This window comes from Aminivibrio sp., assembly GCF_016756745.1.
GTDB lineage: Bacteria > Synergistota > Synergistia > Synergistales > Aminobacteriaceae > Aminivibrio.
Genome location: NZ_JAESIH010000094.1, coordinates 1 through 5349, shown reverse-complemented (window position 1 = coordinate 5349; position 5349 = coordinate 1). Strand labels below are relative to the sequence as shown.

Annotated in this window: 7 protein-coding genes and 1 tRNA gene; 7 read left to right on the top strand and 1 reads right to left on the bottom strand. The window is 60.0% G+C overall.

Annotation, left to right across the window (positions count from 1 at the left end; all coding sequences use genetic code 11):
- Nucleotides 1–85 precede the first annotated feature (85 nt).
- Entirely contained in the window at nucleotides 86–850 is a 765-nt protein-coding gene (locus JMJ95_RS13760) for a fumarylacetoacetate hydrolase family protein (protein WP_290686487.1), read from the top strand.
- A gap of 112 nt (nucleotides 851–962) precedes the next feature.
- On the opposite strand, the gene JMJ95_RS13755 is transcribed toward JMJ95_RS13760, so the two are convergent.
- A tRNA-Ser gene (locus tag JMJ95_RS13755) sits at nucleotides 963–1048 on the bottom strand.
- 125 nt (nucleotides 1049–1173) lie between these two features.
- Between JMJ95_RS13755 and JMJ95_RS13750 the strand changes: the two genes are divergently transcribed.
- The 6 genes from JMJ95_RS13750 to JMJ95_RS13725 form a co-directional block, all read left to right on the top strand.
- Nucleotides 1174–1587, top strand: a complete 414-nt coding sequence (locus tag JMJ95_RS13750; protein ID WP_290686484.1) for a CoA-binding protein — start codon at nucleotides 1174–1176, stop codon at nucleotides 1585–1587.
- 169 nt (nucleotides 1588–1756) lie between these two features.
- On the top strand, nucleotides 1757–2167 hold the full coding sequence (locus JMJ95_RS13745) for a thioesterase family protein (RefSeq protein WP_290686481.1): 411 nt from the start codon (nucleotides 1757–1759) through the stop codon (nucleotides 2165–2167).
- Nucleotides 2164–4044, top strand: a complete 1881-nt coding sequence (gene iorA, locus JMJ95_RS13740) for an indolepyruvate ferredoxin oxidoreductase subunit alpha (protein WP_290686478.1) — start codon at nucleotides 2164–2166, stop codon at nucleotides 4042–4044. Before JMJ95_RS13745 ends, iorA begins: the two co-directional genes overlap by 4 nt.
- 1 nt (nucleotide 4045) lies before the next feature.
- Nucleotides 4046–4609, top strand: a complete 564-nt coding sequence (locus tag JMJ95_RS13735; protein ID WP_290686475.1) for a 2-oxoacid:acceptor oxidoreductase family protein — start codon at nucleotides 4046–4048, stop codon at nucleotides 4607–4609.
- 2 nt (nucleotides 4610–4611) lie between these two features.
- Entirely contained in the window at nucleotides 4612–5127 is a 516-nt protein-coding gene (locus JMJ95_RS13730) for a hypothetical protein (RefSeq protein ID WP_290686472.1), read from the top strand.
- 82 nt (nucleotides 5128–5209) lie between these two features.
- The coding region (locus JMJ95_RS13725; RefSeq protein ID WP_290686490.1) for a S26 family signal peptidase at nucleotides 5210–5349 on the top strand (140 nt) is incomplete at its 3' end.

Below are 5349 nucleotides of genomic sequence, written 5' to 3'. Positions count from 1 at the left end.
TTTCTCAGGGTCATTTTTTCTATGGTAGAATTGTCTCGGTATTTCAGTCGGATAATCCATGGGAAACAAGCCGGAGGAGAGAAAAATGAAGAGAACGTTCGTACGGTGCGTCATAAAGGGAAAAAGGGAAACGGGCCTGGTGGAGAACGGCATCATCTACCGACTGGAAGGGGATATGTTCGGCGAATATACCCGGGGGCCCGCCCTCGGTTCGGTGGACGAGGCGGAACGGTTCCTTCCTCCCGTGGAGCCGTCCAAGGTAGCGGCGGTGGGTCTGAATTACCGGGACCACGCCATCGAGGTGGGCCTTCCCATCCCCGGGGAACCCCTCCTGTTTCTGAAGCCTTCCACCACTGTCATTGCTCACGGAGACCCCGTGGTCTACCCCGAACACATGTCGGAGCGGGTGGACTACGAGGCCGAGCTCGCCGTCGTCATAGGCGGAACGTGCTCCTCAGTGGAGCCCGGAGAGGCGATGGAGTGCATCCTGGGCTATACCTGCGCCAACGATGTCACGGCCCGGGACCTTCAGTCCAGGGACGGCCAGTGGACCCGGTCCAAGTCCTTCGATACCTTCTGCCCCCTGGGGCCGTGGATTGTTGCCGGAATCGACCCCTCCGACCTCGAGATCGGCATGTTCCTCAACGGGAAGCAGGTCCAGCGCTCCAGGACGAGCAACTTCATCTTTCCGGTGGACGTCCTGGTGAGCCACATCTCGAAAGTCATGACCCTCCTGCCGGGCGACGTGATCATCACCGGCACTCCGTCAGGCATCGGCCCCGTGAAAAAGGGAGACGTCATGCAGGTGAAGATCGAAGGGATCGGAACCCTGGAAAACGTGGTGGAGTAGCGGGGGGCGAAACTGTCTTCCGAAGCTGACCATCTGCTGCACGAAAGCCCCGCCGGCTGACCGGCGGGGCTTTCGTCTCTTTGTTTGTCGAAGCTGCCGCTTTGGAGAAAAATGGCGGAGGGCGAGGGATTCGAACCCCCGGGGCTTTCGCCCGGCTGATTTCAAGTCAGCCACCATAGACCACTCGGACAGCCCTCCGCGGAACGAGGAAATTATACATGTATTTTCCGTTGTTGCCAACGGATGAAGGGGGGCGTCCGCAAATTCGGGGGAGAGTATAATGAACGGGAGTGGACCGATTTTTTTCTGAGAGGTGATTCCTGGTGAAAAAAGAAGAGATTCTCGAGAGGTTCGTATGCACCCCGTCCCGGGTGGCGGTGGTGGGAGCCTCGCCGAAGGAGGACCGGCCCGTCTTCCGGGTGATGAACTATCTTGCCGGGGCGGGCTTCACCCTTTATCCCGTGAACCCGGGGTACGCCGGGACGGAGATTCTGGGGCGCCTCTGCGCCGCCGGGCTCGAGTTTCTCGAAGGAGAGGTGGACGTGGTCGCCCTGTTCCTTTCGGCAAAACAGCAGGGAAATGTGGCGGCCGACCTGGAGAGGCTGCCCTTCAGGCCCGTGGTCTGGTTCCAGCCCGGGGCGGAGAATGAAGAGCTCGCCGCCGAACTGGAGCGGAAAGGATACGATGTGGTGCCATCGGACTGTCTTATGGCCGATCACATGAATAAATGCAGGTGAGAATTATTTCTTGCTCCTGAAACCATCGGAATGATAAAAATTTCTTGCCTCAGGGTGCGAATTTATATATAATTACAGAAAAGACCGCACTTGCCTCCCTAACTCCTGTGTATTCCTCGCAGCCTTTCCCCGGGAGGCCCGAATCCGCACCGAAGAGGAGGTAGTTCCGATGTCCTCCGAATACCCGTACACCCTGAGGGTCCGGTATGGCGATACCGACCAGATGGGAGTCGCTTATTACGCCAATTATCTCTATTGGTTCGAGGTGGGCCGGACGGAATTCTGCCGCGCCCATGGCAAGTCTTATGCCGACTGGGAAGGTGAGGGCATTTTTCTTCCCGTCGTGGAATCCCACTGCCGCTATAAACATCCTGCCCGGTACGAGGACGAGATTACCATTTTCACGAAAATCGGTGAAGTGAAGGCATCGTCCGTAATCTTCGAATGCCGTATTGAACGGGTCTCCGACGGCAAGCCCCTCGCCTCGGGATGGACCCGCCATGCCTTCGTGGACCGGAGCGGAAGGCTTCTGAGAGGAGACAACCCCCTGCGCCGCTGGATCGAGGCGCTTGCGGGATGACGGAGGTGTCGCGTACAGTGAGCACGAAAGCCATATTGTTGGGAAACGAGGCAATCGCAAGGGGAATTGTTGAAGCGGGGTGTCTTGTGGCGTCCGCCTACCCGGGAACGCCGTCTTCCGAAATACTGCCCGCTGTGGCGAAGTTCGCCGACGAACTGGGCTCTCCCATGTCGGTAGAGTGGGGCGTGAACGAAAAGGTAGCCTTCGAGGTGGCCGCCGCGGCCTCCTTCACCGGTGCCCGCTCCTGTGCAGTCATGAAGCAGGTGGGGCTGAACGTGGCGGCCGACCCCTTCATGAGCGCCGCCCACTTCCAGTTCAAGGGCGGCATGCTTCTCGTCGTGGCCGACGATCCGGGGCCCCACAGCTCCCAGACGGAACAGGACAGCCGGTATTTCGCCATGTTCGCAAAGGTGCCCTGTTTCGATCCCTGTTCCGCCGCCGAGGCGAGGGAGATGGTCTTCGACGCCTTTGACCTTTCAGAGCGGTTCGGCATCATTACCATGCTCCGGCCCAGCGTGAGGGTGGACCACTGCCGCCAGGACGTGGAACTCGGAGATCTCCGCCCTCCGAAGGGACAGGTGAAGTTCGACAAGGAGCCTTCCCGGTGGGTCTGCCTTCCCGCCAGCGTGAAGGTGAACCATCCCCGGCTGAACGCCAAGGTGGAGGAGATCCGGGCCGCCTTCGAGACGGAGTTCGGGAAGTACAACTACGAAGTTCCCTCCCGTGAGAAGAGCGTCCTTGGCATCGTGGCTTCGGGCGTGTGCTTCTCCGTGGTCAGCGACATCCTGAAGGGGTGGGGCCGGGAGGACGTGGCGGTGCTCAAGATCGGCACTCCCCATCCGCTGCCGGTGAAGATGGTGACGGATTTCATTTCCCGCCACCCGAAGGTGCTTTTCCTCGAAGAAACCTACCCGGTGATGGAAATGCAGCTTCCGGACAAAACAGGCATCCTCGGCCGGTGGAACGGGGTGGTCCCGGGGGCCGGGGAGCTCCTTCCGGAGACTGTCGCGGGCATTCTCGCAAAGATCCTCGGAATGGACAACACCGCCGGAGAAGGGTTCCCCCTTCTCAGGGAAGCCTTGGAAGAACTGAAGATCACACCCCGGAAGCCCATGCTCTGTCCAGGATGTCCTCACCGGGCAAGCTTTTTCTCCATCAGGCAGGCCCTGCCCAACGCGGTGAACCCTTCGGACATCGGCTGCTACACCCTCGGGGTGAACCAGAAGGCTGTGGACGCCGTGATGGACATGGGAGCCTCGGTGACCATGGGCTCGGGATTCTTCCTCGCCCATAAGGCGGCGGGGACTGACCGGCCCATAGTGAGCACCATCGGTGATTCCACATTCTTCCACATGGGCATTCCCGGACTCGTGAGCGCGGTTTACAACAGGCACGCTTTTGTTCTCGGCATCCTGGACAACAGCACCACCGCCATGACGGGCGGACAGGCGAACCCTGCGGTGGGCGACAAGCTCAGGAAGGGCGACGAAGGCCGGAAGGTGGATATCGAGGCCGTCTGCAGGGGCTGCGGCGTGACCTTCGTCAGGACCATCGAAGCCTACGACGTCGCCGCTGGAAAGGAAGCCGTGAAGGAAGCCTGGGAGCACGCGAAGTCCCGTTCGGAGCCTTCGGTGATCATTTTCCGTCACCCCTGCATGCTCCTCCGTCCCCAGCAGCCGGTGGTCCAGGTCAAGGTGGACCCGGAAAAGTGCATCGGCTGCAAGTTCTGCATCAATTTCTTCAACTGTCCCGGCCTCGTCTTCGATGAGAAGAAGAACAAGGCATACATTGACGAACGGTTTTGCGTTTCCTGCGGGGTCTGTGTCTCCGTCTGCCCCCACGGGGCCATAGGAGAAACTTCCGGGGAGGGAGAATAACATGCAGTACGTCATCGTGGGCATCGGCGGTCAAGGTATCCTTTTCGCGAGCAAGGTCCTCGGAAAGGTCGCTCTCGAACGGGGTGAATCGGTCATCGGCAGCGAGGTGCACGGCATGGCCCAGCGGGGCGGGTCGGTGATCAGCCATTTCAAGGTGGGGAATTACCGAAGCCCCCTCGTCATGGCCGGAGAAGCGGATATTCTCCTTGCCTTCGACCAGAATGAGGCGGTCCGGAACCTCCATTTCCTGAAGAAAAAGGGCAGTCTTGTGGTGAACGTCCATGATCGGGGCGCCCTGGAGAACGCCTCTCTCGCCGGGATGATCCGGGACAGGGAAATATCCGTCCATTCGCTGGAGGGATATGCCCTGCTGAAGGAGCACATGGGCGGGAATTTCCTCTTTCTCAACGTGCTTCTCATGGGGGCCATGTGCGGCGCCGGTGTGAGCGGCCTTTCCTACGGAGAGGTCTCCCGGGCCGTGAAGGAGCTTTCTCCTCCCAAGTTCCAGGATGCCAACATGAAGGTCCTGGCCCTCGGGGCGGAGGCCATCAGCGGCGGAAGGTAAGCATGGAGCGCACCGGGAGGGGAGGCCGGTACCGGCCTCCCCTTTTTGGGGGATCAGCCTTCTCCCTTGCGGAATTGCTGGCGGTCCTGGCGATCTGTCTCATTGTGGGAGGCGGCGCGTCGGTTGCCCTTGTCTCCTCCTTTGCGGGGCCTCCTTCCGACGAAACTGCGGTGCGGGAAGGCAAGTACGCCGCCCAGTGGCTCCAGCGGGTCTTCCACAAGGCGCTGCTTTCGGGCAGGTCCTTTGTTTTCAGGCTTTCTCCCTCGGTGCCCCAGAAAAGGCTGAAGATACAGTGGGCCGACGGGAGCGAGGAAATTTATGACGGAAAGGGGCGCGTCTGGTTCACCAACCGCAGCGCCGTCATGGCTTTCTGCACCTACTCGCCGAAGTGGAACACCATTTCCCCGGCGTTCACCATAGAAGCCGGATCATCACCGGATCGCAGGCGCCCCCTGAAATACATCGTGGTTACTCCCTTCTGCAGGGTTTCCTACAGGGATGATCCTCCCCGGGATTGAAAGACGCCTTCTTTCGGGGTATAAAGAGAAACCGGCGTTCCCGTTTTTTCAGGAGCGCACATCGGAAACGGAGGTTGTCCTGATGGCGGCAGCGGCAAAACCATGGTGGAGGGAGACGATCGAGACGGTGCTGTGGGCACTCGTCCTCGCTATCGTGCTCCGTACGTTTGTTGTTCAGGCGTTCTGGATCCCCAGCGGGTCCATGATTCCCACCCTCGAGGT

What these genes read in the sequence shown, in the direction of transcription:
- JMJ95_RS13760 (WP_290686487.1), top strand. Translation starts at nt 86, where the DNA reads ATGAAGAGAACGTTCGTACGGTGCGTCATAAAGGGAAAAAGGGAAACG.
- JMJ95_RS13745 (WP_290686481.1), top strand. Translation starts at nt 1,757, where the DNA reads ATGTCCTCCGAATACCCGTACACCCTGAGGGTCCGGTATGGCGATACC.
- iorA (WP_290686478.1), top strand. Translation starts at nt 2,164, where the DNA reads ATGACGGAGGTGTCGCGTACAGTGAGCACGAAAGCCATATTGTTGGGA.
- JMJ95_RS13735 (WP_290686475.1), top strand. Translation starts at nt 4,046, where the DNA reads ATGCAGTACGTCATCGTGGGCATCGGCGGTCAAGGTATCCTTTTCGCG.
- JMJ95_RS13730 (WP_290686472.1), top strand. Translation starts at nt 4,612, where the DNA reads ATGGAGCGCACCGGGAGGGGAGGCCGGTACCGGCCTCCCCTTTTTGGG.